Genomic DNA, 18,605 nt, shown 5'->3' with positions numbered 1-18,605 from the left:
CCCGACCCCGGACTTTGAAGGGACCGCCTCGGTCACCGTCAAGGACAACAGCTACACCGATGTGGCGGGCAACCAGGGCAGCGGCGAGCGCGACAGCGCGGCGGTGGATACCCAGGGCCCGAGCGTGGTGGTCGATATCGTCGCCACCGATCTCAAGGCGAACGAGAGCAGCGTCGTCACCTTCACCTTCAGCGAGCCGGTGCAAGACTTCGAGCTGGCTGATCTGACCGTGGTGGGCGGCACCGTGACCGGGCTGACCACGTCCGACGACGGCAAGACCTGGAGCGCCACCTTCACCCCGACCCCGGACTTTGAAGGGACCGCCTCGGTCACCGTCAAGGACAACAGCTACACCGATGTGGCGGGCAACCAGGGCAGCGGCGAGCGCGACAGCGCGGCAGTGGATACCCAGGCCACCGCGGCGCCGACCGTGGTCATCACCGAAGACACCGACAACGACGGCACCATCGATCGCACCGAGATCAGCGGCCCCGTGAACGTGGAAGTGACCCTGCCGGGCGAGGCCAAGGCCGGTGACACCCTCAAGGTGAGCGGCCAGACGGATCGTCAGCTGAGCGAAGCCGATATCCTTGCCGGCAAGGTGGGCTACGAGTTTGATCGCCCGGCCGATGGCGCGACCCTGACGGTGACCGCCACCCTGGTGGACGCGGCGGGCAACGTCTCCCAGCCGGGCAGCGACAGTGCCACCATGTACCACGACGCTCCCCCGGTGACCATTGGGGGTCACGGCATTGGTCTTGAAGATACTCCCCTGGTGCTGGCCTGGGATCAATTTGGTGCCAGTGATGACCAGGCTGACGGGGAGCTGAGTGTGGTGATTGGCTCCTTGCCGCAAAACGGCACCCTGCAGTACCTCAATGCGGCGGGTCAGTGGGTGGTGGTGAAGGTGGGGGACAGCATCACCTCAGGCGAGATAGAGGCGGGTCAATTGCGCCTGGTGCCCGGCAGTCATGAGTCCAGCACCGACAACAGCAACGGGCAGGGCAACGACAGCGGCAACCTCAAGGGGGACTATGCCAGCTTCGAATTCAAGGTGAGTGACGGTACCCAGCTCAGCAACAGCGGCACCTTGGTGATCGACATTGAGGCCGTGGCCGACAAGCCCGTGGTGGAGGTGACCCTGAGCAGCAATGGCACCCCCCTCTATCAGGGGTTCCCGAGCTTTGGCATCAGCACCGACAGCTTCCAGTCAGGCACTGTCGATCGCAGTGCTTTGGGGGTACGTGCTCCGCAGCACGACACCAGCACAGGCCAGGATCAGGTGGACGGATCCAACACTAGGAATGACTACCTGCTGAGCAGCAAAGGCGGCGGCGATATGCTCTACGGCAAAGGGGGGGATGACCTGCTGGTTGGCGGCAACGCAGATCAGGGCGACTCCCTCTATGGCGGAACTGGCAACGACATCCTGGTGGCCGGTCTGGGCAACGATGGCCTCTATGGTGGCACGGGCGATGACATTGCCGTGCTGCGCGGCAACCGGGCCGATTATGTGGTTCAGAAAGGGAGCGGTCACTCGATCCATGATGCCTGGTTTGATTTCAGCGTGAATGAAGGGGGCACAGGGGTCACCAAGGCACTCCATGATATCGAGCACGTACAGTTCGATGACGGTATTTACGCCATCAATCAGGCCACGGGTGAACTGACCATGGTGCAGCCGACCCAGGTCGATTACCCGGTCGACATCAAGGTATCCCTCACGGACCGCGATGGCAGCGAAGTGCTCGACAGCCTGTTGCTGAGCGGTTTGCCGGCTGGGAGCAAGCTCTATCAGGGCAGTGACCTGCTCGGCACGGTCGGAGCGAATGGCACACTCAGCCTGCCTGCGAGCAGCGGCCTGTGGAGCGGCAATGCCCTGGATGTCTCCCTGAGTGGTCTCACCCTGCGGGTGCCAGGTGCCCAGGCGGGTCAGGTGGATCTCAAGGTGGAGGCGACCACGCGGGAGCTGCATACGGATCAGACCAATACGGCCAGTGCTGATGACAGCATACGGCTGAGTTATTTCCAGGGCACGGAAGGGGAGCAGGGAGACCAGACTCACCACTATGGCAGCGAGCACAACCTGGTGGTGGGAGATCTGGATGGCAGCGTGGTGCTGTCGGGTCAGAACTACAACATCGCCTTCATCGTCGACAGTTCCGGCAGTATAGGTGACGAGGCGATGGTGACGATCCGCACCCAGCTGGAGCAGGTCTTTACCAGCCTCAAGGCCAGTGCGGGCACCGACAACGCAGGCACAGTCAATCTCTTGCTCGTGGATTTCGATACCACGACCCGCGGCAGCGTCAGTGTCAACCTGGCCGATAGTGGCGCATTGAAGACCCTGCTCGATGCCCTCAAGGGGATGTCTGCCGATGGCGGCACCAACTACGAGGCCGCATTCAGCAAGGCGGCGAACTGGTTTGCCGGCAGCACGGCGACCAGCAATGTGAATGCGAAGAACCTGGCCTACTTCATCACCGATGGCAAGCCGACCTTCTATGACCTCGGCACTACCACCAGGCTCAGTGATGTGAAGGTCATCGATTGGGCTTATAGCAGTGACGACTATCTCAACAGCACCTCTTTGAACCTCGGCAACTATGTGCTCGGCAATACCGTGACCTACCGCGGTGTCGAAGTGGTCAACAGCAAAGGGGAAGTGATCAAGTGGTCCGAAGGGTGGGGTGGCTGGTTCACGACCACTGTGGGGGTCATCGTCAAGGGCAGCAACGGCCAGAACCAGATCCAGTTGCTGGGTGGGGATGGCCGAAACAGCACCGATGACGTGCGTACCGACGCCTTGCTGGGCTATCAGCTGTTGACCTCAAAAGGAGTGCTTGTTGAAGCCATCGGCTTGGGAGCGAACATCTCCGAAGCCGATCTCAAGTCCTATGACTCGGATGGGATCACCCATACCAATGTGGATGCCAGCGATCTGGCCAGCACCATACTGGGCGCCACCAGCAGCAACCTGCCGGGCAGCGACCGGTTTGATGGCGGGGCTGGCGATGACATCCTGTTTGGCGATGCGATGCACTTCAACGGCATCGCGGGAGAGGGGTACGCGGCCATCAAGGCGTATGTGGCGGACAAGTTGAACCAGAACGCCGTCCTGGATGCCGAAGTGCACCGTTACATTCAGCAGCATGCCAGCGAGTTCGATCAATCATCCGGCAATGACAAGGCGGATGTGCTGATGGGAGGCGAGGGTAGCGACATCCTCTACGGCCAGGGGGGCAATGACATCCTGGACGGCGGCAGCGGGGATGACATCCTGTTTGGCGGAGTCGGGAATGACACCCTGTACGGCGGCCTGGGGGACGACAGCCTCCATGGTGGCAGCGGCACAGACACCCTGTATGGCGGGGAGGGCAATGACATCCTCAATGGCGGTACCGGCGACGATTGGCTCATCGGCGGGCTGGGCAACGATATCCTGACCGGCGCAGACGGATCCGACATCTTCGTCTGGAGCAAGGGAGATATCGAGGAGGGCAAGCTGACGGTGGATACCATCACAGACTTCAACCCGAGCCGTGATGACGCGTCACAGCGAGACAAGCTGGATCTGCGGGATCTGCTGGATCAGGACGACACCCAGCACCCGGACGATCTGAAGAGCCTGCTCTCCGTGTTCCAGGACGATGAAGGGGTTCACTTGCAGGTCAAGACATCGGCCAGCAGCGAGGTGGCCCAGGAGATAGTGCTGGTGAACCACAGCTTCGATACCCTGACCGGCAACAGCGGTGCCACCTCGAGCCAGGTGATTGATTTCATGCTCAACAATCACATGCTGGAGATAGACAAATAAGGGTGCGACGCATCCACAGCAAAAACGGTGGCTCAGGCCACCGTTTTTCTTGGTGCGGATCTCGCCTTGGGCGCAGGAATGGGCAAGAGAGCGAAACACTAAGGGGTTGGCCGTCGGGGGAAAGGAGGCCGGGGGCTGCTGCGGATCCGGGTCTGGAGAGGGCGCTGGCGGGCAGCAAACAAAGGGGAAAAATAGGAGGAGAGGACTCCTCCTAGCAAGGCGGCGGCTTAGAGAAGGGTGACGTTCTCAGCCTGCGGGCCTTTCTGACCCTGAGTCACGGTGAACTGAACCTTCTGGCCTTCGGCCAGGGTTTTGAAGCCCGTGCTCTGGATGGAGGAGAAGTGAACGAAAACGTCCGGTCCCTGAGCTTGTTCGATGAAGCCAAAACCCTTGGTTTCGTTGAACCATTTGACTTGGCCGGTGCGAATGTCAGACATGTGTAAGTCCTATCTATTGCAAAATGAAACTAACGCCTGGTACAGGCAGGGTTTGCCTAAAAGACAGGGGAGAGCCATGACTGACCTGCTGATGTGTCTCAGTCCTACTCAACGGTCCCTGTTAAAAGCAAAACGATTGTACGTGAGCGCCGATCCTTGTCAAACATCGGCCATTCAATCTTTGAGCAAGGTAAAACTATTGGCTGATCAAGCCGTTGCCCATGGGGCGCCGCCATGAAAAAGGAGGCATGACGCCTCCTTTGTCTCGATGGGATCCCTCTGGGGGATCACTCCTTGAGGGCGAAGCCCTCACCCTGGCGATCGTAGCGATAGAGCACCTGGAAGTCGTCCCGGATCTCGACGCGTTGAATGCGCCTGTCATCCCCGACCAGAATGTTGACGCTCTTGCCGGTCTGCATCCGGGTCAGGGGCCGGTCCGGTCCCTCGATGGCGATGAGCCGACTGAGCTCGACCCCGGGCAGCTCGAACTGGCGGAAGAGGGAGAAGAGGGTCTCACCCGCCGCGACCTTGTGGCTGAGCCACTTGCCATTGACTGGCTCGGGTTCCGGCGCGGCCACGGCAGCTGTCTCGGGTTGGCGCAGCTCGCCCTGGCTCTGGGCCGGGAGGGCGATGGGGACGCTCAGGGAACCAGAGGGGGCAGCCTGCGGCGCGCCGGGGGCAGGCTCCCAGGCCAGCAAGATCAGCCAGAGGGGGATCAGGATCAGCAGGGCGATGCCATGTTTGCGGGGTAGGGGACTTTGCCACTTGCGGCCCTCGCTCGCCCTGGCCTTGGGGGCCTCCCTGTTTTTCAGCCGCGCCAGGGTCTGACCCAGTTGCTGGCGCAGGGGCAGGGTGGCTGCATTGATGCGTTCAAGCAGGGATCCTTGTGACTCGTCTCTATGACGCTGTGCTCGTCTGTTATGGCCACGGGGGCGACGATCCGGGGTGGGCACGGCAGTTACCTCTCACTACAATTGCCTGCCATCAGGCAAATCAGGCGCCTATGGTAAACGGACTCGCCCCCGAGGGGGAGAGTCCCTGGCAGGAAATTTATCAGCGTAGCCGGAATTGTCCCAGCAGCTGCTGCAATCGCTCCGCTCCCTGACGCAGGGCCTGGCTGGCCTGGGCGGTATCGGTTGCGTCCCTGGCAATGTCGTTCGCCAGCATGTTGGTCTTGGCCAGGTTGCCAGACACCGTCTCGGCGACCGAGCTCTGCTCCTCGGCGGCGGAGGCTATCTGGTAGGTCATGTCGTTGATGGTGGCGATGGCCTGATAGATGCTGGCGAGGGCCGCCTCGGCGAGATCCGCCTCGCTCACGGCTTGCTGCGTCAACTGCTGGCTCAGGGTGATGGCGCCGACGGCATTGGTCGAACTGTGACGTATCTTGTCGATCAGGTCCTGGGTGCTCTGCACCGCCTGCTGGGTATTGCGGGCCAGCTGACGCACCTCGTCGGCCACCACCGCGAAGCCACGGCCCTGTTCCCCGGCCCGGGCCGCCTCGATGGCGGCGTTGAGGGCCAGCAGGTTGGTCTGATCGGCGATCCCCTGAATGACGGCGAGTATGCTGGTGATCTGCTCGCTGTCGTGGGCCAGCCCCTCCACCACCTCGGCTCCCTTGCCCGCCTCGGCGGCCACCTTGTGCATGGAGTGGATCACCTGCTGGAAGCGCTCCTTGCCCTCGTCCGCCGCACTCTGGGCCTGCTTGGCGGAATCGGCGGTGTTGTTGGCATGGGTGGCGACCTCCTGGCTGACGTAAGACATCTCCTGCACCGCGGTCAGCATCTGTTCCATCTCGGCCTGATGGGATTGCAGGTTGCGATCCGTCTGCCCCGCGATGCGGTCGGTATCTCCGGCGTGGCGGTTCACCTCGCCGGCGGTTCCCTGCACATCGCCGAGCAGCCCCTGCAACTTGTCGATGAAGCGGTTGATGCCGCGGGCCAGAGCGCCCAGCTCGTCCGCCGAGTTCACCTCGAGCCGCTTGGTGAGATCCCCCTCTCCATCGGCGATGTCATCCACCAGGCTGACCATCTGGCGGATGGGGCCCGTGATGGTGCGGGCGATCACCAGCATGGCGAGCAGGGCCAGGCCCAGCACGATGAGGGCGCCGATGAGCTGCTGGCTCATGGCGGCCCGGTTCATCTCGTTGAGCCTGGTTTCCAGCTGATCCGCCCCCGCCAGCACCACCTGATAGGGCAGGGTGACTATGATGGCCCAGTTGCGGGCCATGCCGGGCACTGCGATGGGCACAGAGATGCGAAATGCGCCATCCAGCTCCTGGCGCTGCAGCTCGGGTTTGAGGTATTGCTGCCAGCCGTCGCCCAGCAGCTTGTCGGCGCGCGTGCCGAGCAGGCCGGCATCGCCGCTGGTGCCTGTGATGACGCCGGCGGCACTGATGATCAGTGTCTCCCCCTTGCCGCCATAGATGTTGTCGTTGAGCCGTCTCGCCTGCTGATTGATGGCATCCACCGCCAGATCCAGGGCGGCAATGCCCTTGAACTGACCGCCCACCAGGATGGGGCTGGTGATGGTGCTCACCAGCACCTGCTGGCCGTTGATGTCCACCTTGAAGGGGTCGATGAGGCAAGCCTGGCCCTGTTGCCTGGGGCAGGCATAGTAGTCGTTGGCGGGATTGCCGAACTCATCGGGCTCGCGCTTCTCGATGGAGAGCAGCAGATCCGAACCTATGTTGGCGCCGTCCCGATAGAAGTAGGGGACGAAGCGTCCCTTGGCATCGCTGCCGGATTCGCTCTGACCTGCGAAGGCGCTGTCCTGGCCGTCGAAGCCGTCGGGTTCGAAGCCTGCGAAAGCGCCATAGAGCTGGGGCTCCAGGCCAAGCTGGGCCTTGAGCAGCTCATTGACCTGCTGGCGATCCAGCGGCAGCTTGCCCTCCTGTTGCAGGGCCAGGACGCTGGCCATCTGCTGGGCATAGGAGAGCCCCTTTTGCAGCAACTGGGTGATGGCAGCCGCCTCGGCGCGGGCCTCGGCCCCCACCTTCTGCCACGCCTCCTCCTGCAAGGCGGCGCGGCTGGAGTCTACGGTCAGTTGCTGGGTCTGGCGGCCCGAATACTGGGTCTGCAGGATCAGAACCACCAGGGCGGCGGTCATGGCAATCCCGGTCATCACCAGGATGCGGTGTGCGATAGAGCGAAACTGCATCATGCCTTCCTTGTCTTAAGCGTTAAGTTGGTTGAAACATCGGCTTGGCAGATGAAATCTCCAGCCTTTGTTGCAAGTAGAGCCGAAAATGCCAGTGATTTTTGCGATCCTCCTCATGTCCGGGAGGGGAAGGGGGAGGGCAAGGCCCGATCCCAGGGTTTTCCCATCCGGGATCCAGCGTGCGAGATGTGCGGATTTTCCCATCCGTGATTCTGAGTGCTAAAATGCGACGGTTTTTTCTAACGCATTGGCCCAAGGCCCTCTACACAAGGCTTAAAGATGAAAGTCAAAACCCGTTTTGCTCCCAGCCCGACCGGCTTTCTGCATGTCGGCGGTGCCCGTACCGCACTCTATTCCTGGTTGTTCGCAAAGAGCCAGGGCGGCGAGTTCGTGCTGCGTATCGAGGATACCGACCTGGAACGTTCCACTCAGGAGGCGATCGACGCCATCATTGAGGGCATGGAATGGCTGGAGCTGAACTGGGATGAGGGCCCCTACTACCAGACCAAGCGCTTCGACCGCTACAACGCCCTGATTGACGAGATGCTGGCCGATGGCCGCGCCTACAAGTGCTTCTGCTCCAAGGAGCGTCTGGAAGCGCTGCGGGAAGGTCAGATGGCCAATGGCGAGAAGCCCCGTTATGACGGCAAGTGCCGGGATGCTGCCCACGATCACCCGGCCGATGCGCCCCATGTCATTCGCTTTCGCAACCCCACCGAAGGCTCAGTGGTGTTCGATGACCACGTCCGTGGCCGCATCGAGTTCGCCAACACCGAGCTTGACGATCTCATCATCCGCCGCACCGACGGCGCCCCCACCTACAACTTCTGCGTGGTGGTCGATGACTGGGACATGGAGATCACCCACGTGGTGCGTGGCGAAGACCACATCAACAACACCCCGCGCCAGATCAACATCTACAAGGCCCTGAACGCGCCTGTGCCTGAGTTCGCCCACGTCTCCATGATCCTGGGGGACGACGGAGCCAAGCTCTCCAAGCGCCACGGTGCGGTTTCCGTGATGCAGTACCGCGACGATGGCTACCTGCCGGAAGCCCTGCTGAACTATCTGGTGCGTCTGGGCTGGTCCCACGGCGATCAGGAGATCTTCAGCCTCGACGAGATGATCAAGCTGTTCAGCCTGGATGCCATCTCCAAGTCCGCCTCCGCCTTCAACACCGACAAGCTGCTGTGGCTGAACAACCACTACATGCGCAGCCTGGACCCGGCCTATGTGGCCAAGCACCTGGAATGGCACATGGCCGCCCAGAACATCGACACCAGCAAGGGCCCGACGTTGCCTGCGGTAGTCACCCTGTTGGCCGAGCGCTGCAACACGCTAGTGGAGGTGGCCGCCCAGAGCCGCTACCTGTTCGAAGATTTTGAGGCCATCGACGAAGCGGCCGCCAAGAAGCACCTGCGCGGCGTCGCGGCCGAGCCGCTGACCCTGGCCAAAGCCAAGCTGGCGGCGCTGGAGACCTGGACCACCGAAGCGCTGCACGAGCTGATTGAAGCCACTGCCGCCGAGCTGGGTCAGGGCATGGGCAAGGTCGGTATGCCGCTGCGCGTGGCCGTCACCGGTCTGGGTCAGTCCCCCGGCATCGATGCCGTGATGGCGCTGGTGGGCAAGGAGCGGGTGCTCGCCCGCATCGACCGTGCCCTGGCTTACATCGAAGCGCGGATGGCCGCCGAATAAACATCGGCCATGGCGTGAAAAGGGCCTCCTGACGGGGGCCCTTCGTATTTTGGCCTCAAGCGGATTTGCGACGTAAAACAGCGACATAGCGACGAGGTTGGCGCTAAAAACAGCTAACTGCCTGAATTTTGACTAAACGATTCAACAGGCGAGAATTTTGGGTTGACAGCAAAGCGGTCGATGCCTATCATGCGCCTCCGTTGCCAGAGATAACTTTGGTAGCGCCGAGGTGAGTTGGGGTTATAGCTCAGCTGGGAGAGCGCTTGCATGGCATGCAAGAGGTCCGCGGTTCGATCCCGCGTAGCTCCACCAAATTCTCCTCGAACAATCTGGAATCAAAGGGGTTATAGCTCAGCTGGGAGAGCGCTTGCATGGCATGCAAGAGGTCCGCGGTTCGATCCCGCGTAGCTCCACCAGGTTCCTGATTGACATGAAGTACCCAGGGCAGTGCGGTGTGTATCACCCATGCCGACCTTTGTGGGGTTATAGCTCAGCTGGGAGAGCGCTTGCATGGCATGCAAGAGGTCCGCGGTTCGATCCCGCGTAGCTCCACCACTATTTGCAGTAAAAGGCAAACGGCCGCCAGAACCGCTTGTCTAATGAAGAAAGAATTTGGGGCTATAGCTCAGCTGGGAGAGCGCTTGCATGGCATGCAAGAGGTCCGCGGTTCGATCCCGCGTAGCTCCACCAAATTCAGAGTGAAGGTCTTGACCTTGATTAGCCACAACTTGGGGTTATAGCTCAGCTGGGAGAGCGCTTGCATGGCATGCAAGAGGTCCGCGGTTCGATCCCGCGTAGCTCCACCAAATTCTCGTCACGAGAAGCTAAAAGGCCACCGCATCGCGGTGGCCTTTTTGTCATGGGCGCGTCAGCGCGGCCCCATGATCTGCCTCTACCCGCATCCGGCGCTCGCCGGCACACTCCCGGCAAACACCAAATTCATATGGCGCCATGAGGTGGCTCACAATTTCGCGTCATCACCCCCTGCTTCATGATGGCGGAAAATTTGCAGTGGCAGGCTGACAAGGCGGCTATGTGCCGGGCGTTGGCGACACGATCGCCGCCGTTAGCCGGTTTCCTCGTTGCCCAGCAAACATATTTCTCCTTGTGAATGAAGATTGAGCATTTGCGCCGGGCTTTCTATACTCGAGCCGTTCCTCACGGAACCCAGGTAAAGGGCAAACCGGCAGTGATGCCGGGACGCAAAGCCTCCGATCTGCCTCATTGAGCCAGACAGCGGGGTTTCCCGGGGTGACATGAGGGTATGTGGCCCCGTCCAAGGCCTGTTGTCGTTCCCTTTTTCCTCCCTGTTGCGATTGCGCTTTCCCGGTCTTAACGCCAAGACAAAACAAGGATGATAACAATATGCAACAGACCCTCAGGCCCAGCAGGCTCGCCATGCTGGTTGCCCTTGCGGCCATGCCCGCCTGGGCGCAGGCCGCCTATCCCGCCTATCAGGCCGGGACTGCCTATCAGGCTGGCGATATCGTCAGCAACGTCGGCAACCTCTATGAGTGCAAGGCGTTTCCCTATTCCGGCTGGTGCGGGGCTTCCCCTTACCACTACGAGCCCGGGGTCGGTGCCGTCTGGACCGATGCCTGGACCCTGTCTCAGGACCCCAACCCGCCCGGGCCTGAGCTGCCTGAGCTGACCCTATCTTCCCCTGCCGCCGGCAGCTCGGTGAGCGAAGGGGCCGAACTGGCCCTGGCCGTGACCCTGACCGGTGGCAGCACAGCGGTCGCCCAGGTGGTCTACCTGGTGGATGGCAGCCAGGTCGCCGTGGCCACGGCAGCCCCCTGGTCCGCCAGCTGGTCCGCCAGCGGCGTCGGCCCCCATCAGGTCACGGCCCGTGCCCTGGACAAGGATGGTAACAGCCTGGATGAAGCCCAGGTCGCCGTGACCGTGACCGCCGTGGTGGCCCCCGAGGCGCCTCAGGTCAGCATTGCGAGCCCCGCCGCGGGTGCCAAGCTGACCCTGGGCCGCGCCGTCACCGTGACCGGCAATGTCACCGATGCCAACGACGATGTGGCCAAGGTCGAGCTGTATGTCGATGGCAAGAAGGTATCTGAAGACAGCAGCGCCCCCTGGCAGCTGGGCTGGACCCCGCAAACCAAGGGCAGCGCCGCCCTGACCCTGGTTGCCGTGGACAGCCAGAGCCTGTCCGGCGAGTCGGCTCCCGTGTCGGTCAGCGTCGAAGAGGCCGCCCTGCCGCCCACCGGCGGCAATCTCTCCTGCGACGTGCGCCAGATCTACCGCGCCGACGGCAGCGAGTGCATGGGGGATGACCATGGCCGCCGCGTCATCGGTTACTTCACCTCCTGGCGCACCGGCAAGAATGGTCTGCCCTCCTATCTGGTGGGCGACATCCCCTGGGACAAGATCACCCACATCAACTATGCCTTCGCGGCGGTGGACGAGCAGAGCCATGTCATCAAGGTGGATGATTCCGCCACCAAGATGACCTGGGACGGAGTGCCGGGCGCCGAGATGGACCCCGAATTTGCCTACCAGGGCCACTTCAACCTGCTGTCGAAGTACAAGAAGCAGTATCCGGACGTGAAGACCCTGATCTCGGTCGGGGGCTGGGCCGATACCCGCGGCTTCTACACCGCTACCACCAAGGGCGACTGCTCGGTCAACACCGCCGGCATCAACGCCTTCGCCGATTCGGCGGTGAACTTCATCCGCCAGTACGGCTTCGACGGGGTGGATGTGGATTACGAGTATCCGACCTCCATGAAGGATGCGGGCAACCCCAACGACTTCCCGCTCTCCAACCAGTGCCGCGGCAAGTTGTTTGCGAACTATGAAGTGCTGATGAAGACACTGCGCGAGCGGCTCGACAGCGCCGGGACCGAGGACGGTCGCAAATACATGCTGACCATCGCCTCGCCGGCGTCGGCCTATCTGCTGCGCGGCATGGAAAACTTCCAGGTCACCCAGTACCTGGACTACGTCAACCTGATGACCTATGACTTCCACGGTGCCTGGAACCACTTCGTCGGCCACAACGCCGCCCTGTTCGACAACAAGGCGGATCCCGAGCTGGCCCAGTGGGGTGTCTACACCCAGGCCCAGTTTGGCGGCATCGGCTATCTCAACTCCGCCTGGGCGGCCCACTACTTCCGTGGCGCCATGGCGGCGGGCAAGATCAACATAGGGGTGCCTTATTACACCCGTGGCTGGCAGGGGGTCACCGGTGGCACCCACGGTCTGGGTGGCAAGGCGGCGCTGCCGAGCCAGAGCGACTGCCAGCCGGGCACCGGTGGCAGCACCATCCCCTGCGGCAATGGTGCGGTCGGCATCGACAACATCTGGCATGATCTTGACAAGAACGGCAACGAGATCGGCGGTGGCGCCGTCCCCATGTGGCACGCCAAGAACCTGGAGCACGCGGCCAGCCTCGGCATCACCAGCATGCCGAGCTATGGCGCGGCCTGGGGCCTGGATCCCAACAACCCGGCCGACGTGATGCAGGGCCAGTATGTGCGTTACTACGATGACAAGGCGCACTCGCCCTGGCTGTGGAACGAGCAGAAGAAGGTGTTCCTCTCCACCGAAGATGAAGAGTCCATGGGCCACAAGCTCGACTACATCATCAAGCGGGGACTGGGGGGCGTCATGTTCTGGGAGATGGCGGGGGACTATGACTTTGATCCCGCCAAGAACGAGTACGTGATGGGCAGCACCCTGACCAGCCTGGCATATGACAAGTTCGCCACGGCGAGCAAGGCCAACTTGCAGCAGAACGATCTGCCGGCCCCGGTCGCTCAGCTCGACATAGGCGTCAGCCTCTCCGGCTTCAAGGAAGGGGACTCCAACTACCCCATCAACCCGACCCTCAAGCTCACCAACAACTCGACCCAGACCATACCAGGCGGTACCCGCATCGAGTTCCTGATGCCCACCTCCACCTCCGATACCATCACCGACCAGAGCGGCATGGGACTGAAAGTGGTAGAGAGCGGCGGCAACCAGAACTCCGACGGCATCGCCAATGAGAAGGACTTCCACAAGGTGGCCCTGACGCTGCCGGGCTGGAAGGCCTGGGCGCCGGGCACCGAGGTCGAAGTGGCCATGACCTACTACCTGCCGGCCGCCGGTGTGCCGAGCGGCGTGCGCCTGATTGCCGGCAGCCAGACCATAGGCCTGAAGTCCGACTTCCCGGCCCTGGCCGAGGCGGTGCTGGGGGGCAGCAATGGTGGTGACGGCGGCAGCGGTGGCACCACCTGCGCCAGCCAGAGCGTGGATCCGGCGGCCTATCCGGCCTATCCGAGCTGGCCGCGGGGTGATCACGCCAATGCCAACGACCGCATGACCAACGGCAAGGCGGTGTGGCAGGCCAACTGGTGGACCAGCAGCGAGCCCAAGGCGGGTGACGGCAGCTGGAAGCAGGTCTGCAACTACTGAGTCGCCACGGCGAGTAGACCTGCTGCGCGAACGAAACGAACGACGGCGGCGGGTCTGCCACCATGAAAACTGGCATTGATAACGCGAACGGGGCCCCAGGCCCCGTTTTTTTATCAAGAAAATCCATGGGCCGGCCGACATAACGTAGCAAGAGCCATGGTGGCGGGATCGGCGAGTCCCTATACTGGGCCAGCATTCTGATAGGGAGAAAGGGGAGTCATGGCGAGCATATTGGATTCAGTGGATCAACGTACCCAGCTGGTAGGGGAGAATCGCCTGGAGCTGTTGCTGTTTCGACTCGGCTCCCGCCAGCTGTTTGCCATCAATGTGTTCAAGGTGCGGGAGGTGGTGAAACTGCCCCGCCTGAACAAGATGCCGGGGGCCCACCACAACATCAGCGGCGTGGCCAACATCCGCGGGGTCTCCATTCCCGTCATCGACCTGCGCAGCGCCATCGGCATGCGGGGTCAGGGTGTCGAGGGGGAGGCCAATCTCATCATCACAGAGTACAACCGCACCATACAGGGCTTCCTGGTCGGCCAGGTGGCCAACATAGTCAACATGACCTGGAAGGACATACTGCCGCCGCCCCGTTCGGCCGGGCGCGCCAACTATCTCACCGCCATCACCCGGTTGCGGGAGGGAGAGAGCGAGCAGATCGTCGAGATCATCGACGTGGAGAAGGTGCTGGCGGAGATCATCACCTACGACATCCGCATCTCTGAGTCCGTGCTGGACAGGGCATTGCTGCCTCAGATGGCGGGGCGCAAGGTGTTGATCGTCGATGACTCCAGCACGGCACGCAACCTCATCCGTGACACCCTGGCCCAGCTCGGGCTCGAGGTGATCGAATGCCAGGATGGCCTGCAGGCCCTGACCCTGCTCAAACGCTGGTGCGATGAAGGCAAGAAGGTGACCGACGAGCTATTGCTGATGATCACCGATGCCGAGATGCCCGAGATGGACGGCTATCGCCTCACCCACGAGGTGCGCAGCGATCCGCGCATGGGGGAGCTCTTCATCACCCTCAACACCTCCCTGAGCGGCAACTTCAACGAGGCCATGGTCAAGAAGGTGGGCTGCGATCGCTTCATCTCCAAGTTTCAGCCAGACCTGCTGGTGGGGGTGGCACAGGAGCGGCTGCGCCAGTTGCTGGGCTGAGGAGCAAGACAGATTGACGCACAGAGGGTCGGCCTGCGCCGGCCCTCTGTTCATTGGCAAGAGACCATCACTGGCTCAGCAAAGGTTCGACGAAGCGGGCAACCTTGTCGCGGATCAGCGGCTGCGCCTCGGCCTTGGGGTGGATGCCATCATTCAGCATGAGTTCAGGGCGGGTGACAATATCATCGAGGAAGAAGGGCAGCAGCGGTCGCGCCTGCTCGGCGGCGAGCTCAGGGAAGATCTGCTCGAACTGGCGCAGGTAGCGGGCCCCATAGTTGGGGGGCAGCTGGATCTGGGTCAGTATGGTGCGGATCCCTTTTCGTTCGGCCATCGTAAGCATCTTCGCCAGGTTTTGGCGGGTGAGTGCAGGGGGGAAACCCCGCAGGCCATCGTTGCCCCCCAGCTCGATCAGCAGCCAGTCCGGCTTGTGCTCCTCGAGCAAGACGGGCAGTCTGGTGAGGGCCCCCTGAGTGGTTTCACCGCTGATGCTGGCATTGATCAGCCGGTGCTGTCCGCCAGCCTCCTGCCACTGCTGTCCGAGCAGGGCAGGCCAACTCTGGTCGGCCGGCATCTGGTAACCGGCGCTCAGGCTGTCGCCCAGCACCAGCAGGGTCTGCGCCTGCACTGAAGCGGTTGCCATCATCCACATTAAGGCGAACAGGATACGCGCCATGACTTCAACTCCCATCATTTCGATTAATCACCTCGGCAAGTCGGTGCGCCTCGGCAGTGACAATCTGACCATCCTTGAGGGGATCTCGCTGCAAGTCAAGGCGGGGGAGACCCTGGCCCTGGTCGGGGCCTCCGGTTCGGGCAAGTCGACCCTGCTCGGCCTCTTGGCCGGGTTGGACTTGCCGAGCAGCGGCGAGATCCGCATCCAGGGTCACTCCCTCGGCGAGCTCGATGAAGAGGGGCGTGCCCGGCTGCGGGCCGACCATATCGGCTTCGTGTTCCAATCCTTTCTGCTGCTGCCGACCCTGAGTGCCTTAGAGAACGTCATGTTGCCCGCCGAGCTGCGGGGCGAGCAGGATTGCGAGCCCAGGGCCCGTGAGCTGCTGGCGGCGGTGGGCCTGAAAGAGAGAGTGGATCACCTGCCGCCCCGCCTGTCCGGCGGTGAACAGCAGCGGGTCGCCATCGCCCGGGCCTTCATGACCCGGCCCAGTCTGCTGCTGGCGGACGAGCCGACCGGCAACCTCGACAGCAAGACAGGCGAGACCGTCATCGAACTCTTGTTCGATCTCAATCGCCGCCATGGCACCACACTGGTGGTGGTCACGCACGATCTGGCCCTGGCCCAGCGCTGTCAGCGTCAGCTGACCATGGCTGGCGGCCGCTTGCAGGATGACGCCGGGGTGGATGCCCGGGTGCAGCCGAGCCCGGCCTCCGTTCGCTGACGCGCGATGAAACACCCGGGGTGGCAGGCATGCCCGTTCGATAGGGAGCAAGAATGACTCATGTACGATTGGCGCTGCGATTGCTGCGCCGGGAAGGGGCCCGCGGCGAGTTGCGCTGGTTCGTGCTGGCGCTGGCGCTCTGTGTCGCCTGTGTGCTGAGCGTGGCCCTGGTGGCGGATCGGCTGGATGCAGGCCTCAAGGCCTCGGGCCGCGACTTTATCGGGGCGGATCGGGCCATTGGCACCGGGCGGGCCCTGGATCCTGCCTGGCTGGCACGGGCGCAGCAGGAGAAGGTGGCGGTGCAGGCCACCGTCAGCTTCAACAGCATGCTGTTTCACGGCGACGCCTTCCAGCTCGCCTCCATCCGCGCTGTCCCCGATGGCTTCCCCTTCTACGGCAAGCTGGAGCTGGAGCCCCAGCGCGCCCCCATGCCGGGGGAGATCTGGCTGTCGGCCCGGCTGATGCAGCTGCTGGGTGCCAGCGCTGGGGAGGTGCTGGAGGTGGGCAACACCCATCTCAAGGTGGCGGGTCTGCTCGGCCGGGAGCCGGATCAGGGCTTCAGCCCCTTCCTGCTGGCCCCCAGGGCGCTGATCCACAGCGATGACATAGAGGCGACCGGCGCCCTGCTGCCCGCCAGCCGCCAGCAGTGGCGTTACCTCTTTCAAGGGGAGCGGGCCGACATAGGTCGCTTCGAAGCCTGGATCAAGCCCAAGCTGGTGGCGGGCCAGAAGTGGGTGACCCCGGACGATCAGGGCTCCCAGGTCGGTCGTTCCCTGGCCAATGCCGAACGCTTCTTCCGCCTCGCCTCCCTGGCCGGGGTGCTGCTCGGTGCCCTGGCCATGGGGATCGCCGTGCGGCATTTCGCCGAGCGCCAGACCAGCATGGTGGCCCTGCTCAAGACGCTCGGCGCCTCCAGGGGCAGTCTGTGGCGGCTGATGGGCACACTGCTGCTCAGCCTCACCCTGGTGGGCGCCCTGCTGGGTCTGGCCGCAGGCAGCCTGATGCAGTGGCTCACCTTGCAGCTCCTTGGCAACCTGCTGCCACCGGATCTGCCGCCCCCCTCCTGGCGCCCCTTCGCCCTGGGGCTGGCGGTCGCGCTCTTCATCACCCTGCTGCTCGCCTTCATCCCCTTCCTGCGCCTGCTCAAGGTACCGCCACTGCGGGTGCTGCGCCGGGAGCTCTCCGCCAGCGTGCCGACCTGGCTGGCGCTGCCGGTCGGCCTGCTGGGGCTGTTTGGTCTGGTGTGGGGCTTCACCGCCGACTGGGGGCTGGCCCTGGGGCTGGTCGCCGGTATGGGGCTGTTGATGGCGCTGCTGGCACTGATGGCGGCCGGGCTGCTCAGGCTGGGTAGCCGTCTCAAGGGGCCCCATGCGCTGCGCCTGGCCCTGGCCCATCTCTCCCGGGAACGGGGGGCCGGGCTGTTCCAGCTGGCGGGCTTTGCCCTGGCGCTCATGCTGTTTGGTCTGCTCTGGGCGGCCCGGGTCGATCTGCTCGACGAGTTCTCCGCCCGCCTGCCGGCGGACGCGCCGAACCGCTTCCTGGTCAACATCGCCAGCGAGGAGCGCCTTCCCATCCTCGCCGCCCTCGGCGAGGCGGGGGCGGTGACCTCGGACTTCTACCCCATGGTGCGCGGTCGACTGAGCAGCATCGCCGGCGAGGCGGTGGGCCCCAACGGCCGGGAGGGGATCGATCGGGAGCTGAACTTCACCAGCACGGCGCAGCTGCCTGCCGACAACCGCATCACCCAGGGGCGCTGGCTTGCGGGCAAGGGGGAGGTGTCGGTGGATGACGAGGTGGCCGAGAGGCTGGATATCAAGCTAGGTGAAACCCTGGGATTCAACATCGAGGGGCGCGAGTTCGAGGCGAGAGTCACCAGTTTGCGCCACATCAAGTGGGACAATATGCGCCCCAACTTCTACATGATCTTCTCCCCGGATCTGCTGGCCGATTTCTCACCCACCTGGCTCGGCAGCTATCGTCTGCCGGTCACAGGCAAGGCGGCGGAGGTGGCGCTCATCCGCCAATACCCCACCGTTTCCCTCATCGATGTGGATGATCTCATCGCCCGGCTGAGCCAGGTCTCCCAGCAGGTGAGCCGCGCCCTGGCCCTGATGCTGGGTCTGGTGACGGTGGCGGCCCTGCTGGTGCTGCTGACCCAGACCCAGGCCAGCATGGCGAGCCGCCGCCGCGAGCTGTTGCTGATGCGCACCCTGGGGGCCGGCAGCCAGCTGTTGCAGCGGATGCTGCGCTGGGAGCTGGTGGCGACGGGCCTGCTGGCGGGCTTGTGCGGCGCGGCCGTGGTGGAGCTGGCGAGTCTGGGCCTGCAACTGGCCTGGTTCGAGGGGCAGTGGCAGTTCCACTGGTTCATCTGGCTGGGGCTGCCCGCCCTTGGTGCCCTGCTGGTCACCCTGGCCGGGCAGGGGATGCAGCGCCAGTTGCTGGCCGGCACCCTGAGCGATCGACTGCGGGGCCTGGGCCAGGGCCTGCTCTAGGGTCAACCTGCCTTGCTGCGGCATGGCATACCGTCACGACACG

10 protein-coding genes, 5 tRNA genes and 1 riboswitch are annotated in these 18,605 nt (G+C 63.2%); of the genes, 11 read left to right on the top strand and 4 right to left on the bottom strand.

Annotated elements, in window-relative coordinates; all coding sequences use genetic code 11:
• On the top strand, window positions 1-3,817 hold a 3,817-nt coding region (locus ACEUCR_RS07155; RefSeq protein WP_408788990.1), incomplete at its 5' end, for an Ig-like domain-containing protein.
• 227 nt (window positions 3,818-4,044) lie between these two features.
• Here ACEUCR_RS07155 and ACEUCR_RS07150 read toward each other — a convergent pair.
• The 3 genes from ACEUCR_RS07150 to ACEUCR_RS07140 all read right to left on the bottom strand — a co-directional run bounded on the left by ACEUCR_RS07150 (window position 4,045) and on the right by ACEUCR_RS07140 (window position 7,410).
• Window positions 4,045-4,254, bottom strand: coding sequence for a cold-shock protein (locus ACEUCR_RS07150; protein WP_041998347.1), 210 nt, complete (start codon window positions 4,252-4,254; stop codon window positions 4,045-4,047).
• 287 nt (window positions 4,255-4,541) lie between these two features.
• Window positions 4,542-5,207: a LysM-like peptidoglycan-binding domain-containing protein gene (locus ACEUCR_RS07145; RefSeq protein ID WP_041998349.1), complete on the bottom strand. Its 666-nt coding sequence runs from the start codon at window positions 5,205-5,207 to the stop codon at window positions 4,542-4,544.
• Between the two features lie 100 nt (window positions 5,208-5,307).
• Window positions 5,308-7,410 (bottom strand): methyl-accepting chemotaxis protein, encoded by a 2,103-nt coding sequence (locus ACEUCR_RS07140; protein WP_408789090.1) that lies wholly within the window; start codon window positions 7,408-7,410, stop codon window positions 5,308-5,310.
• Between the two features lie 279 nt (window positions 7,411-7,689).
• On the opposite strand from ACEUCR_RS07140, the gene gltX reads away from it, so the two are divergent.
• The 8 genes from gltX (at window position 7,690) to ACEUCR_RS07100 (ending at window position 14,676) form a co-directional block, all read left to right on the top strand.
• Entirely contained in the window at window positions 7,690-9,105 is a 1,416-nt protein-coding gene (gltX, locus tag ACEUCR_RS07135) for a glutamate--tRNA ligase (protein WP_408788988.1), read from the top strand.
• Window positions 9,106-9,341: 236 nt separating this feature from the next.
• Window positions 9,342-9,417: transfer RNA gene (locus ACEUCR_RS07130), tRNA-Ala, on the top strand.
• Between the two features lie 28 nt (window positions 9,418-9,445).
• A tRNA-Ala gene (locus ACEUCR_RS07125) sits at window positions 9,446-9,521 on the top strand.
• Between the two features lie 63 nt (window positions 9,522-9,584).
• Window positions 9,585-9,660 (top strand) — tRNA-Ala (locus ACEUCR_RS07120).
• Window positions 9,661-9,719: 59 nt separating this feature from the next.
• Window positions 9,720-9,795: transfer RNA gene (locus ACEUCR_RS07115), tRNA-Ala, on the top strand.
• A gap of 40 nt (window positions 9,796-9,835) precedes the next feature.
• Window positions 9,836-9,911: transfer RNA gene (locus ACEUCR_RS07110), tRNA-Ala, on the top strand.
• A 361-nt stretch (window positions 9,912-10,272) separates the two neighbouring features.
• Window positions 10,273-10,355: riboswitch (cyclic di-GMP riboswitch) on the top strand.
• Between the two features lie 115 nt (window positions 10,356-10,470).
• Complete coding sequence (locus ACEUCR_RS07105; protein WP_408788985.1) at window positions 10,471-13,515, top strand: glycosyl hydrolase family 18 protein; 3,045 nt, start codon at window positions 10,471-10,473, stop codon at window positions 13,513-13,515.
• Window positions 13,516-13,734: 219 nt separating this feature from the next.
• The gene (locus ACEUCR_RS07100; RefSeq protein WP_408788983.1) at window positions 13,735-14,676 is read left to right on the top strand and encodes a chemotaxis protein CheV; all 942 of its coding nucleotides are present in this window, start codon (window positions 13,735-13,737) and stop codon (window positions 14,674-14,676) included.
• A 67-nt stretch (window positions 14,677-14,743) separates the two neighbouring features.
• Here ACEUCR_RS07100 and ACEUCR_RS07095 read toward each other — a convergent pair whose 3' ends face one another.
• Entirely contained in the window at window positions 14,744-15,349 is a 606-nt protein-coding gene (locus ACEUCR_RS07095; protein ID WP_041998359.1) for an arylesterase, read from the bottom strand.
• Between ACEUCR_RS07095 and ACEUCR_RS07090 the strand changes: the two genes are divergently transcribed.
• Window positions 15,348-16,070, top strand: a complete 723-nt coding sequence (locus ACEUCR_RS07090; protein WP_041998361.1) for an ABC transporter ATP-binding protein — start codon at window positions 15,348-15,350, stop codon at window positions 16,068-16,070. The genes ACEUCR_RS07095 and ACEUCR_RS07090 overlap by 2 nt on opposite strands.
• A gap of 53 nt (window positions 16,071-16,123) precedes the next feature.
• Complete coding sequence (locus ACEUCR_RS07085) at window positions 16,124-18,562, top strand: ABC transporter permease (protein ID WP_408788981.1); 2,439 nt, start codon at window positions 16,124-16,126, stop codon at window positions 18,560-18,562.
• Window positions 18,563-18,605: the final 43 nt, after the last annotated feature.

Origin of the sequence: Aeromonas bivalvium (genome assembly GCF_046078285.1) — a bacterium.
GTDB classification, from domain to species: domain Bacteria; phylum Pseudomonadota; class Gammaproteobacteria; order Enterobacterales; family Aeromonadaceae; genus Aeromonas; species Aeromonas bivalvium.
This window is presented reverse-complemented; position numbering and strand designations above follow the sequence as displayed.